At 38.0% G+C, this 18,346-nt stretch carries 14 protein-coding genes and 3 tRNA genes; 7 read left to right on the top strand and 10 right to left on the bottom strand.

Annotated elements, in window-relative coordinates:
* Positions 1–123: 123 nt before the first annotated feature.
* From ABWU87_RS04620 to ABWU87_RS04605, 4 genes are all read left to right on the top strand, one after another.
* A complete protein-coding gene (locus ABWU87_RS04620) occupies positions 124–2,424 on the top strand; it encodes a patatin-like phospholipase family protein (protein WP_353333694.1) in 2,301 nt (766 codons plus the stop codon).
* 75 nt (positions 2,425–2,499) lie between these two features.
* Positions 2,500–2,573: transfer RNA gene (locus ABWU87_RS04615), tRNA-Arg, on the top strand.
* A 30-nt stretch (positions 2,574–2,603) separates the two neighbouring features.
* Positions 2,604–2,677 (top strand) — tRNA-Arg (locus ABWU87_RS04610).
* 32 nt (positions 2,678–2,709) lie between these two features.
* Positions 2,710–2,783 (top strand) — tRNA-Arg (locus tag ABWU87_RS04605).
* 513 nt (positions 2,784–3,296) lie between these two features.
* Here ABWU87_RS04605 and dapA read toward each other — a convergent pair.
* Both dapA and ligA read right to left on the bottom strand, forming a co-directional pair.
* On the bottom strand, positions 3,297–4,190 hold the full coding sequence (gene dapA / locus ABWU87_RS04600; protein WP_353333692.1) for a 4-hydroxy-tetrahydrodipicolinate synthase: 894 nt from the start codon (positions 4,188–4,190) through the stop codon (positions 3,297–3,299).
* A 102-nt stretch (positions 4,191–4,292) separates the two neighbouring features.
* On the bottom strand, positions 4,293–6,287 hold the full coding sequence (gene ligA / locus ABWU87_RS04595) for an NAD-dependent DNA ligase LigA (protein WP_353333690.1): 1,995 nt from the start codon (positions 6,285–6,287) through the stop codon (positions 4,293–4,295).
* Between the two features lie 99 nt (positions 6,288–6,386).
* Between ligA and trmD the strand changes: the two genes are divergently transcribed.
* Positions 6,387–7,061, top strand: a complete 675-nt coding sequence (gene trmD, locus ABWU87_RS04590) for a tRNA (guanosine(37)-N1)-methyltransferase TrmD (RefSeq protein WP_353333688.1) — start codon at positions 6,387–6,389, stop codon at positions 7,059–7,061.
* 219 nt (positions 7,062–7,280) lie between these two features.
* On the opposite strand, the gene ABWU87_RS04585 is transcribed toward trmD, so the two are convergent.
* The 5 genes from ABWU87_RS04585 to ABWU87_RS04565 all read right to left on the bottom strand — a co-directional run bounded on the left by ABWU87_RS04585 (position 7,281) and on the right by ABWU87_RS04565 (position 12,735).
* The gene (locus ABWU87_RS04585) at positions 7,281–8,192 is read right to left on the bottom strand and encodes a dihydroorotate dehydrogenase (protein ID WP_353333686.1); all 912 of its coding nucleotides are present in this window, start codon (positions 8,190–8,192) and stop codon (positions 7,281–7,283) included.
* Positions 8,180–8,959, bottom strand: coding sequence for a dihydroorotate dehydrogenase electron transfer subunit (locus tag ABWU87_RS04580; RefSeq protein WP_353333684.1), 780 nt, complete (start codon positions 8,957–8,959; stop codon positions 8,180–8,182). The genes ABWU87_RS04585 and ABWU87_RS04580 overlap by 13 nt, the downstream gene beginning before the upstream one ends.
* Positions 8,960–9,034: 75 nt before the next feature.
* Positions 9,035–9,493, bottom strand: a complete 459-nt coding sequence (locus tag ABWU87_RS04575; protein WP_353333682.1) for a helix-turn-helix domain-containing protein — start codon at positions 9,491–9,493, stop codon at positions 9,035–9,037.
* Positions 9,494–10,933: 1,440 nt separating this feature from the next.
* Positions 10,934–11,953: a DNA polymerase III subunit delta gene (gene holA / locus ABWU87_RS04570; protein ID WP_353333680.1), complete on the bottom strand. Its 1,020-nt coding sequence runs from the start codon at positions 11,951–11,953 to the stop codon at positions 10,934–10,936.
* Positions 11,954–11,961: 8 nt separating this feature from the next.
* A complete protein-coding gene (locus tag ABWU87_RS04565) occupies positions 11,962–12,735 on the bottom strand; it encodes an AMP nucleosidase (RefSeq protein ID WP_353333678.1) in 774 nt (257 codons plus the stop codon).
* Positions 12,736–12,800: 65 nt separating this feature from the next.
* On the opposite strand from ABWU87_RS04565, the gene ABWU87_RS04560 reads away from it, so the two are divergent.
* Positions 12,801–13,250, top strand: coding sequence for a type I restriction enzyme HsdR N-terminal domain-containing protein (locus ABWU87_RS04560; RefSeq protein WP_353333676.1), 450 nt, complete (start codon positions 12,801–12,803; stop codon positions 13,248–13,250).
* Positions 13,251–13,502: 252 nt separating this feature from the next.
* Here ABWU87_RS04560 and ABWU87_RS04555 read toward each other — a convergent pair whose 3' ends face one another.
* Together ABWU87_RS04555 and ABWU87_RS04550 are read right to left on the bottom strand one after the other, a co-directional pair.
* Complete coding sequence (locus tag ABWU87_RS04555; protein ID WP_353333674.1) at positions 13,503–14,285, bottom strand: zinc ribbon domain-containing protein; 783 nt, start codon at positions 14,283–14,285, stop codon at positions 13,503–13,505.
* Position 14,286: 1 nt separating this feature from the next.
* Positions 14,287–15,384, bottom strand: a complete 1,098-nt coding sequence (locus ABWU87_RS04550; protein ID WP_353333672.1) for a Nif3-like dinuclear metal center hexameric protein — start codon at positions 15,382–15,384, stop codon at positions 14,287–14,289.
* Between the two features lie 394 nt (positions 15,385–15,778).
* On the opposite strand from ABWU87_RS04550, the gene uxaC reads away from it, so the two are divergent.
* Positions 15,779–17,185 (top strand): glucuronate isomerase, encoded by a 1,407-nt coding sequence (uxaC, locus tag ABWU87_RS04545; protein ID WP_353333670.1) that lies wholly within the window; start codon positions 15,779–15,781, stop codon positions 17,183–17,185.
* Between the two features lie 142 nt (positions 17,186–17,327).
* On the opposite strand, the gene ABWU87_RS04540 is transcribed toward uxaC, so the two are convergent.
* Positions 17,328–18,344 carry a Gfo/Idh/MocA family protein gene (locus ABWU87_RS04540; protein ID WP_353333669.1) on the bottom strand — a complete coding sequence of 339 codons (1,017 nt, stop codon included), beginning with the start codon at positions 18,342–18,344 and terminating at the stop codon, positions 17,328–17,330.
* Positions 18,345–18,346: the final 2 nt, after the last annotated feature.

The following is an 18,346-nucleotide window of genomic DNA, read 5'->3' as shown; positions in this document are numbered from 1 at the left end:
AAATGACTGCAATGCCCTTTTTTGTCCATAAAAAGAGGATTTAGTAAATGATATATGCAAACTATTCTATATATTTGAATGTTTATTAAACACAAAAGGCTCTTTAGACTCTCATTTTATTTTATGAAAAAGCTTCTTCTTATTTTAATTCTGACTATCATATTCATTCCTGTCACACGTGCGCAGAAGGTTGGGCTTGTGCTAAGTGGTGGTGGTGCTAAAGGAATGACTCACATAGGTATAATCCGAGCATTAGAGGAAAATAATATCCCGATTGATTATATTGCCGGCACTTCCATGGGGGCAATAATCGGTTCCTTGTATGCAATGGGATACTCTCCCGATGATATGGAACAGTTATTGGCTTCCAATGCTTTTAAGATGTGGTATACAGGGGAGGTTGAAAAAAATTACATGTATTATTTCAAGAAGAATCCTCCGACTCCAGAGTTTGTGAATATAAGAATGTCGCTTAAAGATTCGCTCAGCATGGTGAAGCCTCAAATTCTTCCTACAAGTATGGTGGACCCCATTCAGATGAATCTGGTTTTCATCGATTTGTTTGCAAGGGCAACAGCTCTTTGTGGAGGGAATTTTGATAATCTATTCATTCCATTCCGGTGTGTAGCTTCAGATGTCTACAATAAAAGGCAGATAATAATGAAAAATGGCGATTTAGGAGATGCTGTACGCGCTTCTATGAGCTTTCCTTTTGTTTTCAGGCCAATTGAAATTAATGGGGTTTTGGCATATGATGGCGGCATTTACAATAATTTTCCCACAGATGTAATGCGTGATGATTTTCATCCAGATATAATCATTGGTAGTGTTGTTGCTTCTAATCCAACTAAACCAGATGAGAGAGACCTAATGAGTCAGATGGAGAACATGGTTATGCAAAAAACAGACTATTCCTTACCTGATTCGGCAGGTATTGTTATGAAATTTAAGTTTGAGAATGTGGGGTTACTTGATTTTGATCGGTTAAAAGAGTTTCATGATATAGGCTATAATCAGACTATAAATATGATGGACTCTATCAAAAAACGTATAAACAGAAGGGTTAATGCAGATAATATTCGCTTGCGTCGTCTTGTTTTTAAGAGTAATCTGCCGGAGTTGCGATTCAAAAATATTGCTATAGATGGTGCAAACGCTCAGCAACGCAGCTATATAAAGAAGGAATTTCATCAATCGGATAATAAAGTTTTTACTTACGAAGATTTGAAAAGAGGATATTTTCGACTTTTGTCAGATGATGTAATTTCAGAGATTATCCCTCATGCAGTATATAACCCGATTGATGAGACTTACGACCTGAATTTGAAGGTGAAGATGGAAGATAATTTTTCAGTTAGGGCTGGTGGTAATATCTCTTCTTCTAACTCAAACCAGGTTTATTTAGGGCTTTCTTACAAAGATCTTAATTACTATTCCAAAGAATTTATTTTTGATGGTCAACTAGGTAAGGTCTACAACAATTTGCAGTTGACAGCTAAGGTGGATTTCCCGACTGAAATTCCTACTTCTTACAGATTTATTGCCTCTATTTCTACTTTTGATTATTACAAAAGCGATAAACTCTTTTCGGGAACAGACAATCCTGCCTTTAGTAAAAAAGACGAGCGCTTTCTTAAAGTAAAGGTGTCATTGCCATTCTTGTCTAATAAAAAAGCGGAATTTGGTTTTGGATGTGCCAGGATTTCAGATCGCTATTTTCAGACCAGCATTATTAACTTTAATTCTTTCAAGCACGACAATAGTGTTTATAATCTCGTTGGAGGCTCTATAGGCTTCGGAGGGAGCACTCTTAATGCCAGACAGTACTCCACGGAAGGAAGCCGGGATATTTTGCTTGCACAGGTGTTTTCTGGCAACGAAATATTCCATGCAGGAAGTGAAACTATAGAAAATGATGGCTATAACAAGAAAAACTCCTGGATGCAGATTTCTTATCTGAATGAGAGCTATTATAAAATCTCTCCATCATTTACGATGGGAACCTATCTGAAGACACTCTACTCTTCTAGAAATTTTTCTGAGAATTATACGGCTACATTGTTAGAGGCAGGGGAATTTGCTCCCACTCCTCATAGTATGGTTACCTACAATGAAGCTTTTAGGGCAAACCAATACTTTTCCTTCGGTGTAAGACCTATCTATAATCTGAGCTCTGTATTTCATCTTCGGGGGGAGGTTTATGGCTTTTTGCCAATTTTGCCCATCAAAAGAAATGCAATTAATAAGGCTGTTTATGGAAAAACATTCTCCAGATTTCAACATATTGCAGAATTATCACTTGTTTGCCGGCTTCCATTCGGAGCAATCAGTGCATACGTAAATCATTATAGTTCACCAGCAAAGAACTGGAATTTTGGTCTGAACCTGGGATGGTTGCTCTTTAACACTCGTTTCATTGAGTAATTTTTTATAAAAAAAGTACAGAAAACTCTTGCAATTTCGGAACAAAGCACGTACCTTTGCACCCGTTAAACAAATGGCTCCGTAGCTCAACTGAATAGAGCATCTGACTACGGATCAGAAGGTTACAGGTTTGAATCCTGTCGGAGTCACAAAGTTTAAACGCATGTTTTATTTTTATTGGCTCCGTAGCTCAACTGAATAGAGCATCTGACTACGGATCAGAAGGTTACAGGTTTGAATCCTGTCGGAGTCACTAAGTTAAAAACATGTTTTATTTATTTTATTGGCTCCGTAGCTCAACTGAATAGAGCATCTGACTACGGATCAGAAGGTTACAGGTTTGAATCCTGTCGGAGTCACGAAAAAATCCGCTGCAAATAGCTATTTGCAGCGGATTTTTTTTACACTATTCGATGAAATCGAACTATAATATACTAGCTATTCGCTGGAATGGGATAATTTAAACAATTGAAAGACACTGTTATAGAATTAAAGATCAGAAATAATCTCCTAAATTACCTTCTAAAAGCTACTGGTTTATCTTTATTACTACATAATATTGAATTTAAACAAGTATCACAAGTCGCACAAGTCACGCGTTTTGAAGATAATTATCTTGTATTCAATGTAATATAAGCGGTGACTTCTGTGTGACTTCTTTTTAGTAAGTAATTTCAGGACGATAAGATCGTTTTTATAATCTTGATAATCAGTTGATTTTACGGAATCTTCATTATTGCTTTGCGTAAACAGTGTACAAACGACTTAATATAGGAAGGGTGTAAAGCTGATTCTGAAATTAAAAAATGGATTATTGGGTGGAGATGTCTGTCACTCAATAATCCATTCCAGGGATATTTCTTAAGGTGTGCTTAGCACTTAATGTTTAATTCATTCAGAACCTTTCTAATCTTTTCAAACGTAGTGATGCGGGTAGGTACCAGGGGTAAACGAAGTTTGTTCTCAATCAGTCCCATTGCGTTGAGCATTGATTTTACTCCGGCTGGATTACCATCTATAAAGAGTAAATCAAACAATTCGGTGAAATTGTGATGGATAGAAAGTGCATTTGGATAATCGCCTGCCAGAGCCAAGCGTGTCATTTTGCTGAATTCCCGGGGAAATGCATTCCCAATTACGGAAATTACACCAACAGCCCCAAGTGCTATTAGTGGATATGTAATGCCATCATCTCCTGAAAGTACATTGAAGTTATCAGGTTTGTTTTTGATAATGTCGTCCATCTGTGTGATATTTCCGGAAGCTTCCTTGATAGCAACGATGTTCTTGAAGTCGCGTGCAAGGCGAAGGGTGGTTTCCGCTGTCATATTTACGCCTGTTCGTCCCGGAACATTGTAGAGAATAATGGGGAGTTCAGTCGCGTTTGCAATGGCCTTATAGTGTTGATAAATGCCTTCTTGTGAGGGTTTGTTATAGTAAGGAACAACCGACAGGATAGCATCTATACCTGTAAAATCGTCATTTTTAAGGGTTTCAACAACGGCTCTGGTGTTATTACCTCCAACTCCCAAAACAATTGGAATCTGGCCGTTGACGCGTTCTACGATTATTTTTTGGATTTTAATCTTTTCTTCAGCGGATAGAGTCGGTGTTTCGGCAGTTGTTGCCAAAATAACCAAAAAATCTGTTCCGTTCTGAAGCTGGTAATCAACCAGTCTGATTATCGCCTCATAATCAACGCTCTCGTCTTCCTTGAATGGGGTAACGAATGCCACACCCATACCTCTTAATTTTGACTGTATCATAAGTGAATATATAATCTTAATGATTTATGGCACAAAAGTACTAATATTTTCCAGTTTTACTATACATAGAGTGAGGAAAAATATTTATTCTGTGTTAAATGGTTACAATATTTGCTTTAAAAACTCCTCTTCGCTTACAATCCGTATTCCTAATTTCTTGGCTTTCTCCAATTTGCTTGGACCCATATTGTCACCGGCAAGAATAAAGCTTGTCTTTGCAGAGATGGAGCCAACGTTCTTTCCGCCGTTCTTTTCAATCATCTCTTTGTACTCATCGCGTGAGTGATGTGTAAATACACCGCTGATTACGATGGAAAGCCCTTTGAGCGTGTCGCTCACCTGTTCGTGTTCCTCGGACCGGGTGAACTGTAGACCTGCCTCCTTCAGTCTGCTGACTAGCTGAATGTTTTTCTCTTCCGAGAAGTAGTTTACTATGCTTTGAGCAATTTTTTCGCCGATTTCTTCCACTTGAATCAGTGTTTCCACTGTTGCTTGTTCCAGTTCTTCGATTGAAGCGAAGGATCGGGCTATTTTCTTTGCAACGGTTTCGCCTACAAAGCGAATTCCGAGGGCGAAAATCACCCGTTCGAAGGGCACATCTTTCGATGCCTGAATCCCGGCAACAATGTTTTCGGCAGACTTTTCGCCCATTCGTTCCAAACCTTTTATCTGGTCGGTGGTAAGGGTGTAGAGATCTGCGGGCGAACTAACCAGTCCGAGTCTGTAGAATAGATCTACCGTTTCGGGACCCATTCCGTCAATATTCATGGCTTTCCGACTGATGAAGTGCTCTATCTTCCCTTTTATCTGCGGGGGACAATCGGTGTCGTTAGGACAATAGTGAGCAGCTTCACCTTCATAACGCACTAATTTTGAGCCACATTCGGGACAATTCGTGATAAATTTCACCTTTTCACCGATCATAAAGCGGGATTTAACATCTACGCCCGTAATTTTTGGGATGATTTCACCGCCTTTCTCCACGTAAACCATGTCTCCGATATAAAGATCGAGACCTTCAATGATGTCGGCGTTGTGCAGCGAAGCCCTTTTAACGACGGTTCCTGAAAGCTGAACGGGGTCCAGATTTGCCACCGGAGTTACAGCTCCTGTTCTTCCTACCTGGAACGTAACTTCGTTGAGACGTGTCAGTGCCTGCTCGGCCTGAAATTTATATGCAATCGCCCAGCGGGGAGACTTGGCTGTGTAGCCCAGCGTCTTCTGCTGACGTAGTGAATTGACTTTCAGTACGATTCCATCGGAAGCAACGGGCAGATTCTTACGTTCAACATCCCAATAGCTGATGAAATCGAACACTTCTTGCAGCGTTTTACATTTCCGGACGGCTTCCGAAATCTTAAATCCCCAGTTTTGAGCGGCTTGGAGGTTCTCAAAATGTCCGTCGGTGGGCAGTTCTTCCCCCAACAGATAATAAAGATAAGCATCCAGTTTCCGGGAAGCCACTACCGACGAATTTTGCAGTTTTAAAGTACCCGATGCGGCATTTCTCGGATTGGCAAAGAGTGCTTCCTCGCGCGCCTCTTTCTCGCGGTTAAGTTCTTCGAAAACCTCCCAAGGCATTAGAATCTCTCCGCGAATCTCGAATTCCTGAGGATAATCCGTTCCGTGAAGAACCAGTGGGATGGTTTTTATTGTTTTCACGTTGTCAGTTACATCATCTCCCTTTTCTCCGTCACCTCTGGTAACAGCTCTAACCAGTTTTCCGTCAACATAGGTCAGAGAAATGGAGGTTCCGTCATACTTTATTTCGCAGCAAATTTCAAAATCCTCGTTCAGCGCTTTGCGAACCCTTTCGTAAAAATCGGTCACTTCAGATTCTGAATAGGTGTTTCCCAGCGAAAGCATCGGATATTTGTGGGGTACCTGCGTGAAGTTCTTATTCAAATCACTTCCAACACGCATGGTCGGCGAATTTTCGTCCATGTATTCCGGATACTGTTCTTCCAACTCCTGGAGTTCTTTCAGTAGTCGGTCATATTCACGGTCGGAAATTTTTGGTGCGCTTAATAAGTAGTAATTATGGTTGTGGCGATGCAGTTCAGCACGCAATTGCTCTATTTTTTCCTTTATAGTCATACTCGTAGGGTTGTTTTGGACAAAAATAGCTATTTTCTTCAGTAATATCTGCCATCTCCAAGCATAATTATTTGTACTTTTGCAAAAAATTATAGAGCTATGCGCATTGATATAATTACAGTTTTACCCGAAATGATTGAGGGGTTCTTCAATTGCTCCATTATGAAGAGGGCGCAGAAGAAAGGTCTGGCCGAAATACATATTCATAATCTCCGCGATTATACTACGGACAAGCATCACAAGGTTGACGATTATCCGTTTGGAGGATGTGCCGGCATGGTGATGAAAATTGAGCCGATTGAAAGATGTATAAATTCATTGAAAGCGGAAAGAGAGTACGACGAGGTTATTTTTACTACTCCCGACGGTGAACAGTTCGACCAAAAGATGGCAAACAAACTTTCATTGGCCGGTAACCTGATTATTCTTTGCGGACATTTTAAAGGAATTGATTATCGCATCCGTGAACACTTTATCACAAAGGAAATCAGCATAGGCGATTATGTTTTAACGGGTGGCGAATTGGCTGCCTCCGTAATAGCCGATGCTATCGTTCGCATCATTCCGGGTGTTATTTCCGATGAACAATCGGCGCTATCCGATTCTTTCCAGGACAACCTGCTGGCACCTCCGGTTTATACCCGACCGGCCGATTATAATGGATGGAAAGTTCCGGATGTTTTACTTTCAGGGCACGAAGCAAAAATTAAGGAATGGGAACTTTCGCAGTCGATTGAAAGAACCAAGCGCCTGAGACCGGACCTGCTTGAGTAGTCGATCTATCAAAATATTTCGTTGACAAAGCAGTTTATAGGTGAATGCTAAGGGGATTATTCGCCAATGCTTTAATTTTTAATGTAGAGGTAAAAATAAAAAGGTGTACATCTAAGTATTTTAGAGTGTACACCTTTTGTTTATAAGCTGTAGGTCTTTTCAGAAAAATAACCTGAATAAATATCTTAGTTTAGGGCTTGAATTTGTTTAATAATCCTATTAAACTTCCAAAGCACCGATGATATCCTTAACGGAAGAATATCCGTGTCTGTCTAAGTAATCATTTATACCATCTACGACTTTCACAGTAACTGCCGGGTCGATAAAGTTGGCTGTTCCAATCTGGATGGCAGATGCACCGGCAAGCATAAATTCTACCGCATCTTTCCAGTTCATAATGCCTCCCAAGCCGATTACAGGGATTTTTACCGCTTTAGCCACCTGCCATACCATGCGAAGAGCAATGGGTTTCACAGCAGGGCCGCTTAACCCACCGGTTACAGTTGATAATAGCGGGGTGCGGCTTTCGGCATCAATAGCCATACCCAATAAGGTGTTTATCAATGAAACACTATCGGCGCCAGCATCTTCAGCAGCGCGGGCAATCTCGGTAATATCTGTTACATTAGGCGACAACTTAACGATGAGCGTCTTTTTGTAAACAGCACGAACAGCTTTTACTACCTCATTGGCGCCACATGCAGTTACCCCGAATGCCATTCCGCCTTGTTTCACATTAGGGCAGGAAATATTGAGTTCGATGGCGGGAATATTTACAAGTTCGTTGATGATTTCGGCTGTTTTTACGTAATCTTCAATAGCAGATCCCGAAACATTAACAATCATGTTGGTATTAATATCCTTAATATTCGGATATATGTTTTCAACAAAGTAGTCTACACCCTTATTTTGCAGTCCCACAGCGTTTAACATGCCCGAAGGGGTCTCTGCCATACGCGGATATGGGTTTCCTTCACGTTTGTAAAGGGTTGTTCCTTTCACAATTATACCACCAATTTGTTCCAGATCAATGAAGTCTGCAAACTCATCACCGTATCCAAATGTACCCGATGCTGTCATCACCGGATTTTTCATTTTTAGTTCACCAATATTTACACTTAAATCTGCCATAGCAACTTCTTTATATTTAAAACCGGTCCTTCTGTGCATACACATATGTGCCCTTCGTCTACAGTATTCTCAACGCAGCACAGGCAGGCGCCTACACCGCATGCCATCTTATTCTCCAAGGAGACTTCGCATTCAATGTTATTTGCTTTGGCATATTTGGCAACGGCCACCATCATTGGTTTAGGACCACAGGTGTAAATTCTTTCAAATTGTTGCTTATTCAGGATGGAGTGTTGGGTTACATAGCCTTTTTCTCCGGCACTGCCGTCTTCCGTTGTAGTATAAACCTCTCCGAATCGGGCAAAATCTTCTAGCTGAAGCAGGTCGTTGGCAGAGCGTGCTCCCAAAAGGAAGGTTGGTTTACAGCCTTTTGCCAGTAATTTCTCTCCAAGATAGAGCAGAGGGGCGGTTCCTACACCTCCGCCTACCAGTAGTAGCTTGTCGGAAGGTTCATTTGGAATTGTAAAGCCATTACCAAGTGGCAGTACCACATTAACAATGTCTCCTTTAGCGACTTTGGCCAGTGTGCGGGTTCCGTCACCAACCAATTGTACAAGAAACCAGACCTCATTTGTGGTTCTGTCTACATAATTAATTGAAATAGGACGGCGCAGAAAAGTAGTAGGCGAACCGTCTATTCTTATCTCAGCAAACTGTCCGGGAATCATTTCCGGCAAAATTTCCTGAGAGGTCATTTTGATCAACACATAGTTAGGATTTAACTGAATGTTGTCTGTGACCGTTAAATCTAAAATCATTTTCTTCATGAATAGGATAATTCTCGTTCGGGATACAAAGATACGCCATTTTACCCAAATTTTAATTTTCCTATCCTCATTTAATTATAATGGGGGCATATTTTCGCCTTTAAAGATCTCAAAGGTGTTATCATCATAGAAAATTCTTATTTCAGTAATTTTTCTACGTGGTCTTTCTATGTATCTAACTTCCTCTTTTACAGGCTCATTAGTGGTTATTTCGGTGTTTCTTAAGGCGATTTCCTTGCGATATTCTGTTTCAGCTGGGAGATTGGTCGGATTTTCAGGATTCTCATTAAATAAAGAGGGTTGAAAATCAATATTTGACTTCTCCTGGCTCACCATGTTACCAGTTCCATACAAAAGCCAATCCAGATTCACATACTTAAATCGTTGATGAATTTTCATAACCACATCCAAGCTAGGGTTATTTCTTCCACGTAATATATGAGTCAATGTCGAACGCTGAATTTCTATGGCTTCAGCAAATGAGGATGGAGTAAGATGTTCCTTTCTCATTATAGCTTCAATTCTGTCTTTCATCTTGAGTCTTTATATAAGATATAAATGTGAATTTCTGATTGTGAATTATAACTCTACAAATGTAGCAAATAAAATTCACATATGCAAATTACATTTGTTTCTAATTTACATTTACAAATATACCTTATAAATAACAAATGTATCAAGTATAGGTGTGTATTACTATAATACAGGATAAATCAGCTAAAAGTATTAGTTTATATTACACATGTAAATAACTAATATATAGACTATTACATATTATATGCACCTCTTATATAAGATGATATCACAGATGTTAATATTAAATTTTTATCGATTTTATAGTTATTATTCATTAAAAATAGATAACTTACTGACAATATTGTTAATAACTATAAGTTCTATCCTTTAAAAAGCGGGTATAACATAAATGTAGCAGAAGGTTTATTTATGTAAAACACATAGGTTACAAATGTGTTTACACCTGTAGAATATATAAATGTATCTGCAAATTAGCACATATGTCCAATGTTACATTTGTAAAACAAGCTATATTTTACGAATGTATTCACTTATGTAAATTGTAAATGAGAATATTTTTTAGAGTAATAATAGTGATGCTAGCCATTGACAAATGTTTCGCCCCAAAAACGATTCCTTAAAATATTTCCATATATATGGATAGTATATGACTAATATTCGATTCTAAAAGCCTTATTATTAGTATAAGTCATTGTTGTATAATGAAATAACCCCTATTTTTAGGTTTGAAATATCTTTTATTCTAGTAAATTGGGCTGTAAAATGCCGAAAATCACCTCTAAAAATGAAAATTCACTTTTGAATTCCATTTATCAGTGTTATTTTCAGATTATGTATAAAGTACTCTTCACATAGTACTTCTCACATATCTGAAAGGGCGTGCATATAATCAGTATTCTATCTGTTCCTGGCAGTCAATTTTTTTACGAAATATCAGTTAACTCTGATAGAGAGTCTACCCTCTTTCAGTTCTGTATTGTTCTATACTTAACTAGTGAATAATAGAATTGAAGGATTTATTTGCTCGAATCAGCTTCCAACAAGAATATACATACTGTGTCTATAATACAAAATACGTAAATGCTTAGAAATTCCTTGGTAATGGGCGGATAAAAGTCAAATAACCAATTCTGAGGGCCTTAAATATGATATAATGACATGATATACAAAGTGATAAAACCTATTTTCAGGTTTATAATTTTTCTTGTTCTAGCAATTCAAGCCTATATTTGATTAATAATCACTCTAAAGCGCAATTATTTATCATTATTCACCTGTTAGAGCTGCATTGGTAAGTCAAATGAGAATATGAAATAAAAAAGCCTTCGCAATGGAAGGCTTTATGCTTTTATTGATCGTATGTATGTTCCGTGGCTTATAGACTTTAAGCCTCATTTTATCCTTTATGATTCATATAGGTTGTATATATACTTTTGATCAATGAAGAATTTTATACACTAATTCACGAAGTAAATCTCCTTGAGCAGTTCCTGAGTTTCCCACTCCTTTCGATTTTGCGTCACAATTTCTTATTTCTCCAATAATTTGCATAACCTTTACTCCACTGAATTTTTGCATGGCATTGATGTATTCTTTTGCTTGCCATGGAGATTTGAGCCCTAACTGCTGAGCTATTCCTTGTTCTGATTTTTCAGGTGCGTAATAAGCCAACATTAAATTTGAGAAAAAATTAAAAAGTATAGAGAGAGACATTTGAATCGGGTTTGCTTTAGGATTTTCTGCAAAATATTTTATTATTCGATTTGCCTTAAGCACATCTCTTTCTAAAAGAGCATTTTTAAGTTCAAAATTATTAAAATCCTTGCTTATCCCGATATTCTTCTCAATCTGTTCAGGAGTTATTCGCTTTTGTCCGGCTGGCATCGTAATAATCAATTTCTCAAGCTCTCCTGTCAGACGGCTTAAATCAGTTCCAACGAAATCAGCAATCATTGCTGAAGATTTTTGCTCTATGTCAATCCCTCTTTTCTTTAAGTACAATGCAATAAAACCTGGAAGCATATTATCTTTTATTTTCTTCGACTCAAAAAGAATACCTGCTTTCTCAATTTCTGCAGCCAGTTTTTTCCGTTTATCAATAGAACCGTGTTTGTGGCATATCACAAGAATTGTTGAGTTTAAAGGTTTCTGGAGATAGTAGCTCAGCTCGTCCATGTTTTTTATGTTCTGCGCCTCTTTAACCACAACAACCTGATATTCAGACATCATCGGATATCTTTTTGCCGCATTTATAATAGTCGCAATATCTACATCTGCGCCATAAACTACAGACAGATTGAATTCCTTCTCTGATTCAGTCAGAATATTATCTATGATATAGTCTGAAATGAGGTCAATGTAATATGGCTCTTCTCCCATTAAATAATAAATGGGTCTGTATTGCTTTGCTTTTAGCTCTTTGAGTATATCCTCGTATGTAATTTCTTGTTTTGCCATTTAATATGTTATTCGTATTTAAGATGCTTAACCGTTTTCTTTTGATCGATGATCATTCGTAAAGATGCGATTCCAATATCAACATGATCTTGTACAAAAGTATTTGTGACCATACTATCGCTTTTGTCTGTTTTAATTCCTTCCGGAGTCATGGGTTGGTCAGAAACAAGGAGTAACGCACCGGTTGGAATATGATTAGCAAATCCAGTACTGAATAGAGTTGCTGTCTCCATATCTACAGCCATGGCACGGGTTTTGAGCAGATATTCCTTAAATGCCTCGTCGTGTTCCCAGATTCTCCGGTTAGTTGTATAAACTGTCCCGGTCCAATAATCTTTACCATAATCTCGGATAGAAGACGAAACTGCACGTTGTAGCATAAACGAAGGTAAAGCCGGAACTTCAGGTGGGAAATAATCATTTGATGTACCTTCACCTCTGATAGCGGCAATAGGAAGTATCAGATCTCCTAACTGATTTTTCTTATCAATGCCTCCACATTTTCCAAGGAAAAGACAAGCCTTTGGATGAATGGCGCCGAGTAGATCCATGATAATGGCAGCATTGGGACTTCCCATGCCAAAATTGATAATTGTGATTCCGTTTGCACTGGCCGAAGTCATGTTGGCATCCCGGCCTATTACCGGAACATCAAACTTTTCGGCAAATATTTCTACATACTTATTGAAATTAGTCAGTAAAATGTAATCAGTAAAATCTTCCAGGTTCCGTTTTGTGTAACGAGGGAGCCAATTTGCTACAATTTCTTGCTTCGTTTTCATAATTATCTGCTAATTTTGTGGTTTATGACCCGATGGATCCATTCATTAATTTACAAAAATAATAAATGTTATCATTAAACCTACCAAAATATGAGACTAAAATAGCTGTACGCAATGGTAAGAAAGTTATTTTTGATCAGATAAGACGACGTTATGTTGCACTGACTCCAGAAGAATGGGTACGTCAGCATTTTGTACAATTTCTAATTAACTATAAAGGATATCCTTCTGCCCTAATGGCTAATGAAGTACTTTTACATTTAAATGGTACCAAAAAGCGTTGTGATACAGTACTCTATAAGCGCGATCTTTCTGCAAGAATGATAATAGAGTATAAAGCTCCTCAGGTACCGATCACTCAGGCAGTATTTAACCAGATTACGAATTACAACTTTGTACTTAAGGTAGACTATCTTATTGTAAGCAACGGGATGAATCATTTCTGCTGCAAGATGGATTACGAAAATCAAACTTATACTTTCTTAGATGAACTCCCTGATTACCAGTCGTTATAAGATCTTTCTTTCTGTTAGACAACAATTTTATGCAGCCTTTGTAATGTAGTACTCTATACGTCGCAAGATGTGTGAAGGCATAATTTAAGTTCAAAGCAGAAAACAAAAGTTACAGTTCGATTTCTTGCAATGACAAAAGAGCCATTTTCAATCAATATTATGGATTGAAAATGGCTCTTTGTATTATTGAAAAGTTACACAATATAACTCCTTTATATCCGGAGAGTAACTTTTAATCTCTCTCTTGCTAATTTATTTAGATGATGGACGTTCTACCTCAACTCCTGCTAGTTCAGGGTCAATCATGATACGACCGCAGTATTCACAAACAATGATTTTTTTGCGCATGCGAATATCCAACTGTCTCTGGGGCGGGATTTTGTTAAAGCAACCACCGCATGCATCACGTTCTACATAAACAACTCCAAGTCCGTTGCGGGAATTCTTACGAATACGTTTAAATGCCTGTAATAAACGAGGTTCAATTGTTGTTTCAAGCATTTTTGCTTTTTCTCTGAGCTTTTCTTCTTCTTGTTTTGTTTCAGAAATAATTTCTTCAAGCTCATTCTTTTTAACAGTAAGATCTTGTTGTCTTTCTTCCAATGTCTCAGAACTCTTTACTACCTCTTCGCTTTTTAATTTCTCTTCAGCAGTAAATTCTTTGATTCTTTTTTCGCAAAGTTCAATTTCCAGTATTTGGAATTCTATCTCTTTGGATAAGAAATCGAATTCACGGTTATTACGAACATTTTCTTGTTGAGATTTATATTTCTCAACAGAAGCTTTAGCTGCTTCAATTTCAATTTTCTTTGCAGCAATAGACGATTTAAGCTCACTGATTTCAGCCTTAATTTTCTCAATGCGAGTATTTAAGCCGGCAACTTCATCTTCCAGATCTTGTACTTCAAGAGGAAGTTCACCTCTCAGAGTCTTAATCTTGTCAATCTCAGAAAGCATAGTCTGCAGTTGATACAATGCTTTAAGCTTTTGTTCTACCGTCAATTCTTTCGGTTCGTTTTTAACTTCTTTAGCCATATTATTTAAAATATTTTATGGGATTGGTATTTATTTTACTTAGATGTATATTAAAATCAGGAAATAAACTCTGTATTACTGAATAAAAAATCTCTTTAGTATATTGTTCACTCTCATAATGCCCAATTTCGGTCATCAAAATTTCATTTTCATGACCAAAATAATCATGATAACGAATTTCACCGGTTATATAAACATCAGAATTACAGTGGATTGCTTCCGGAAGAAGAAAGGCCCCTGCCCCTCCACATAAAGCAACTTTCTTAATTATCCGGCCAGTAAGTTGATTGTGTTTTATGCATTCAACATCGAACCGATCTTTCAGTAGTTTCAGAAATTCAAGCTCAGTTAATGGGTTCTCTAATTCGCCAACAACCCCTGCCCCTGCCTGCGACCAGGAATTTTTCAGAGAGTAAAAGTCAAATGCAGGTTCTTCGTACGGATGTGTTGCAATCAATGTACGCAGTACTGTGTTCCTTTTAAAGGATGGTAGAATTGTTTCAATCCTAACTTCCTTTTCTGTATGCAATTCTCCAACTTTTCCACAGAATGGATTCGTTCCTTCGTTAGCCCGGAATGTACCCTCTCCTTCCAGATTGTAACTGCATGAATCATAGTTGCCTATGTGTCCGCAACCAGCATCAAATAATGCTTGTCTTACTTTATCAGCAAATTCAAGAGGAACAAACGTGACTAGTTTTAATAATGAATCTTCCTTCTCCGAAAGAATATGTACATTTTTTAATCCAATTTTCTCAGCAATTTTATAATTCACACCTCCTTGTGCATTATCCAGGTTGGTGTGAGCAGAATAAATAACTATATCGTGCTTAATTGCTTTCAGGATGCATCTTTCCACATAATCTTTTCCTGTGATAGATTTATATCCTTTGAAAATAAGCGGATGATGGGATATAACTAGATTGTATCCCAACGAAATTGCTTCATCGATGACCGATTCAGTAACGTCAAGACACAACAAAGCCCCTGTTGCTTCCGCTTCTGTCAACCCAATTTGTAATCCGGCATTATCAAATCCGTCTTGCAAAGGCAGAGGCGCGAACCTTTCAAGGGCGCTTACGATTTCCTTTATTTTCATTAATATGAGAAAAATTGACTACAAATATACGGTTAAATCGTGAATAAGCAATCATTTTCTTCATTTTTATTTTCAAGCTATTATTCCTTTATCTATTTGCTTCTTTATTTATTTAAAACTCCTCACCTCTTCGGATTTATAATTCTTGAAATATTCTCATTAATTTATTGTAACTGATTTTGCATGATTATAGTATTAATCATCTTAAAATCTGCTTATTGTTGCATTTAGATTTAGCAACCTTCATCGTATAAAAAGATGTGATGTAAATTTGTTTGTAATTATGCTAAATTTTGGTTAATGAGATTATGAATTGTTTTGCGAATTTAATTTTAATTCCTACATTCGTGTGCGATAACGGATAATGAAATAATTTAATAAACACACTAATTACATGAAAAACTTTATGGATGAAAATTTCTTGTTGCAAACCAAAACTGCGCAAGAACTTTACCATCAGCATGCTGCTAAAATGCCTATAATTGATTACCATTGCCATTTAGTACCTAAAATGGTTGCCGACGATCATCAGTTTCGTTCACTGACAGAAATTTGGCTGGGAGGCGATCATTATAAATGGCGTGCTATGCGTACCAATGGCATTGACGAACGCTATTGTACCGGAGCAGACACTTCTGATTGGGAGAAATTTGAAAAATGGGCAGAAACTGTGCCTTATACAATGCGTAATCCCTTGTATCACTGGACTCATCTTGAACTTAAATCAGCCTTTGGGATTGATAAAATTTTAAATAAGGAGAGTGCCCGCGAAATATTTGAAGAGTGTAATGCCAAACTGGCTTTGCCTGAATATTCAGCAAGAGGAATGATGCGACGTTATAAAGTGGAGGTTGTTTGCACAACTGATGATCCGATTGATTCGTTGGAATACCATATTGCCACAAGAAAAAGCGGCTTTGAAACAAAAATGCTTCCTACATGGCGTCCGGATAAGGCGATGGCTGTAGAAATACCGTCAGATTTTCGTGCTTATATAGAAAAACTGTCTGAAGTGAGTGGTGTCACTATTAGTACGTTTGATGATGTTATTTCAGCATTGAAAGTACGTCACGATTTCTTTGCAAGCCAAGGTTGCAAACTTTCCGACCACGGCATTGAAGAGTTTTATGCCGAAGATTATACTGAAGAAGAAATTAAAGCTATCTTTAATAAGGTGTATGGTGGAACAAATCTGACGCAGGAGGAGATTTTGAAATATAAATCTGCCATGCTTATTATATTTGCTGAAATGGATTGGGAAAAAGGATGGACTCAGCAGTTTCATTATGGAACAATCCGCAATAATAATAAACGAATGTTTAACCTGATTGGTGCTGACACCGGATTCGATTCTATAGGCGAGTTCAATACCGCTAAATCGATGTCTAAATTCCTGAATCACTTGGATTATGAAGGAAAACTAACAAAAACAATTCTATATAATCTTAATCCATGTGCCAATGAAGTGATTGCCACCATGATTGGGAATTTCCAGGATGGAAAGATTCCGGGAAAGATACAGTTTGGTTCTGGTTGGTGGTTCCTCGACCAGAAAGATGGCATGGAAAAACAAATGAACGCACTTTCGGTACTGGGATTATTAAGCCGTTTTGTGGGTATGCTGACAGATTCGCGCAGTTTTACGTCATACCCGCGTCACGAATATTTCCGTCGTACCTTGTGTAATCTGATAGGTCGTGACATAGAGAATGGTGAACTTCCTGCATCTGAAATGAAATTCATCGGACAGATGGTTGAAGATATTAGTTATAACAACGCTAAAAACTTCTTCCAATTTTGATATATAACTCTTTGAAAGACTAGATAAACATTGTCATAATATAAGCTCGATGCAAACTTTCTTGCATCGAGCTGCTTTTTTATAAAAAATCTATTTGTGGAATTCCTGGTTTCAAGGATGTATATGTAAAGAAAGGGATGCTTTATTTGGCATCCCTTTCTTTATATATTCGTTCGATGATATCTACTACTTTCAAACCATCTAATACATTGGTTGTGATTGAAGCATTCTCTTTCAGCTTATCTATCACATTCTGAATCACATAATGATGATTCTGTGCAGAACCTTTATAGGCACCATAATCATTCGGGGGATTGGATGGAGCGAGCTCAGGCATTACATAATCTTTAATATGGCAATATTCCACTTCGTTCATGTACTGTCCGGCTACTTTAATTGAGCCATTCTGTGCAATGATGGTCAGACTGCTTTCCAGGTTCTTGTCCCATACAGCTGTTGAGTAGTTCAGGCATCCCGCTCCTCCTTTGATGAAATCGAAAAGAATCGTTCCGCTGTCCTCAAATGCTGTGAGCGACTGGTGATTGAAGTCATGAAAAGAGCCTTTGATGTTCGTAATATCCCCAAAAAGCCAGTACATGATATCCACGAAATGAGAAAACTGCGTAAAGAGAGTTCCCCCATCCATTTCTGCATCACCGTGCCAGTTTCCGGGTTTGTAGTATCTTCCGTCTCGATTCCAGAAACAATTTAGATGAACTGAATATATCTGGCCCAGAATACCGCTATCGACTACCTCCTTTAACCAGGCAGAAGGTGGAGAATAGCGATTCTGCATGACACAAAACACATGACGTCCCACCTCAAGACTCCGGGACAGAACTTGTTCTGCATCCCATTTTGAAAGAGCCATAGGTTTCTCTATTACAACATGTTTGCCGCGATCAAGTGCTTTTAGTGCATAATTTGCATGAAGACCGTTTGGAACGCAGATATTGACTACATCAATATCTGCTTCATTGTCTAATAGCTCATCGATCGAAGAATAGAATGTTTCAGGATTGCCTTCAACACCAAGCTTCTCTTTTGGAAGAATATCGCAAACGGCTATCAATTCAGCTTGCGGATTGCGGCGAACCATCTCGGCATGTCGTTTACCGATATGCCCCTGCCCTATAACAGCAAAGCGAATTTTTTCCATTT

The organism is Bacteroides sedimenti, from assembly GCF_040365225.1.
In the GTDB taxonomy this organism is placed as follows: domain Bacteria; phylum Bacteroidota; class Bacteroidia; order Bacteroidales; family Bacteroidaceae; genus Bacteroides; species Bacteroides sedimenti.
Note: the sequence above shows the minus strand (reverse complement) of the source record. Positions and strands in the feature narration are given on the sequence as shown.

Coding starts and splice junctions, on each gene's coding strand:
- ABWU87_RS04620 (WP_353333694.1), top strand. CDS start 124: ATGAAAAAGCTTCTTCTTATTTTAATTCTGACTATCATATTCATTCCT.
- dapA (WP_353333692.1), bottom strand. CDS start 4,190: ATGATACAGTCAAAATTAAGAGGTATGGGTGTGGCATTCGTTACCCCA.
- ligA (WP_353333690.1), bottom strand. CDS start 6,287: ATGACTATAAAGGAAAAAATAGAGCAATTGCGTGCTGAACTGCATCGC.
- trmD (WP_353333688.1), top strand. CDS start 6,387: ATGCGCATTGATATAATTACAGTTTTACCCGAAATGATTGAGGGGTTC.
- ABWU87_RS04585 (WP_353333686.1), bottom strand. CDS start 8,192: ATGGCAGATTTAAGTGTAAATATTGGTGAACTAAAAATGAAAAATCCG.
- ABWU87_RS04580 (WP_353333684.1), bottom strand. CDS start 8,959: ATGAAGAAAATGATTTTAGATTTAACGGTCACAGACAACATTCAGTTA.
- ABWU87_RS04575 (WP_353333682.1), bottom strand. CDS start 9,493: ATGAAAGACAGAATTGAAGCTATAATGAGAAAGGAACATCTTACTCCA.
- holA (WP_353333680.1), bottom strand. CDS start 11,953: ATGGCAAAACAAGAAATTACATACGAGGATATACTCAAAGAGCTAAAA.
- ABWU87_RS04565 (WP_353333678.1), bottom strand. CDS start 12,735: ATGAAAACGAAGCAAGAAATTGTAGCAAATTGGCTCCCTCGTTACACA.
- ABWU87_RS04560 (WP_353333676.1), top strand. CDS start 12,801: ATGTTATCATTAAACCTACCAAAATATGAGACTAAAATAGCTGTACGC.
- ABWU87_RS04555 (WP_353333674.1), bottom strand. CDS start 14,285: ATGGCTAAAGAAGTTAAAAACGAACCGAAAGAATTGACGGTAGAACAA.
- ABWU87_RS04550 (WP_353333672.1), bottom strand. CDS start 15,384: ATGAAAATAAAGGAAATCGTAAGCGCCCTTGAAAGGTTCGCGCCTCTG.
- uxaC (WP_353333670.1), top strand. CDS start 15,779: ATGAAAAACTTTATGGATGAAAATTTCTTGTTGCAAACCAAAACTGCG.
- ABWU87_RS04540 (WP_353333669.1), bottom strand. CDS start 18,344: ATGGAAAAAATTCGCTTTGCTGTTATAGGGCAGGGGCATATCGGTAAA.